The organism is Micromonospora sp. NPDC002411, assembly GCF_053592955.1.
Map to the genome: position 1 here is coordinate 1 of NZ_JBSFBM010000594.1, position 1,965 is coordinate 1,965.

Genomic DNA, 1,965 nt, shown 5'->3' on the forward strand with positions numbered 1-1,965 from the left:
GTCGAGCAGACGAGTGTGCAGAGCACCTTCCTCGACGGGCTCAGCGCCACCGAACGCGCGAAGCGTCTGTTGGACGTGGTGCGCACCGAGGCGGTAGCGGTGCTCGGGTTGGGCAGCGTCGCCGACATCGGCGTCGACCGGCCCTTCCGCGAACTCGGCTTCGACTCCCTGACCGCAGTCGAACTACGCAACCGACTGGTTGCCACGACGGGTCTGCAACTGCCCTCCAGCATCGTCTTCGACTACCCGAGCGCCGCGACCCTCGCTGGTCACCTGCACGCACTGCTCGGCGCCGACGACAGCGCCACCCCGCAGACCCGGGTGACGACCACCACGTCCGAGCCGATCGCCATCGTCGGCATGGCCTGCCGCTACCCCGGCGGGGTCAGCTCGCCGGAGGACCTGTGGCGACTTGTCGAGACCGGCACCGACGCCGTCTCGGCGCTGCCCGACGACCGTGGCTGGGACCTCGACGCCCTCTACGACGCCGACCCCGACGCGCGCGGCACCTCGTACGCCGCAGCCGGCGGCTTCCTCGACGGCGTCGCCGACTTCGACGCCCGGTTCTTCGGCATCTCGCCCCGCGAGGCACTCGCCATGGACCCGCAGCAACGCCTGCTGCTGGAGACGTCCTGGGAGGCGGTGGAACGCGCCGGCATCGACCCGACCGCACTGCGCGGCACCCACACCGGTGTCTTCACCGGCACCAACAGCCACGACTACCCGACGCTGCTGATGGCGGCGCCGGACGCGGTGGAGGGCTACCTGGCCACCGGCAACGCCGCCAGCGTCATCTCCGGTCGGGTGTCCTACGCGCTGGGTCTGGAAGGGCCGTCCGTCTCGGTGGACACCGCCTGCTCGTCGTCGCTCGTCGCGCTGCACCTCGCCGCCCAGGCACTGCGGTCCGGCGAGTGCGACCTCGCCCTGGCCGGTGGGGCGATCGTGATGGCCACGCCCGGCACGTTCACCGAGTTCTCCCGCCAGCGTGGCCTGGCCGCCGACGGCCGGTGCAAGTCGTTCGCCGCCGCCGCCGACGGTACCGGCTGGGCCGAGGGTGTCGGCGTCCTGCTGGTGGAGCGGCTCTCCGACGCCCGACGCAACGGTCACCAGGTCCTCGCCCTGGTCCGCGGCAGTGCCATCAACCAGGACGGCGCCTCCAACGGCCTGACCGCCCCGAACGGGCCCGCCCAACAGCGGGTGATCCGGGCGGCGCTCGCTGCCGCCGATCTCACGACCGCCGACGTCGACACCGTCGAGGCACACGGCACCGGCACCAAACTGGGCGACCCGATCGAGGCGCAGGCGCTGCTCGCCACCTACGGTCAGGGCCGCCCCGCCGACCAGCCACTCTGGCTGGGGTCGATCAAGTCGAACATCGGCCACTCGCAGGCCGCCGCCGGAGTCGCCGGGATCATCAAGATGGTCGAGGCCATGCGCCACGAGACCCTGCCGCGGACCCTGCACGTCGACGAGCCGACCCCGCACGTGGACTGGTCCGCCGGCGCTGTCGAACTTCTCACCGAACCCCGACCGTGGCCGGCCGGCGACCGCCCGCGCCGAGCCGCCATCTCCTCGTTCGGCATGTCCGGCACCAACGCCCACGTGATCATCGAGGAGCCGCCGGCCGTAGCCGACGGTGACGAGCCGGCGCCGCGCCGACCGCAGACCGGCATCGTGCCCTGGACGCTCTCCGCGCGTGGCCCCGCCGCGCTGCGCGACCAGGCCGCCCGCCTGCTGACCTGGGTCTCTGGCGAGGACGCCCCGGACGCTGTCGACGTCGGGCATTCGCTTGTCACCACCCGTGCCGCGCTGACCGAACGCCTTGTGGTGCTCGGCCCCCAGCACGCCGACGCCCTGGCGGCGGCAGCCGCCGGTCAGCCGGCGGCCGGTCTGGTGACCGGCGAGACCTCCGACGGCAAGCTCGCGTTCGTCTTCTCCGGTCAGGGTTCGCAACGACCGGGCATG

Annotated in this window: 1 protein-coding gene; it reads left to right on the plus strand. The window is 72.7% G+C overall.

The window, feature by feature from the left end; translation table 11 throughout:
• On the plus strand, window positions 1–1,965 hold a 1,965-nt coding region (locus tag ACWCO3_RS34265; protein WP_450014142.1), incomplete at both ends, for a type I polyketide synthase.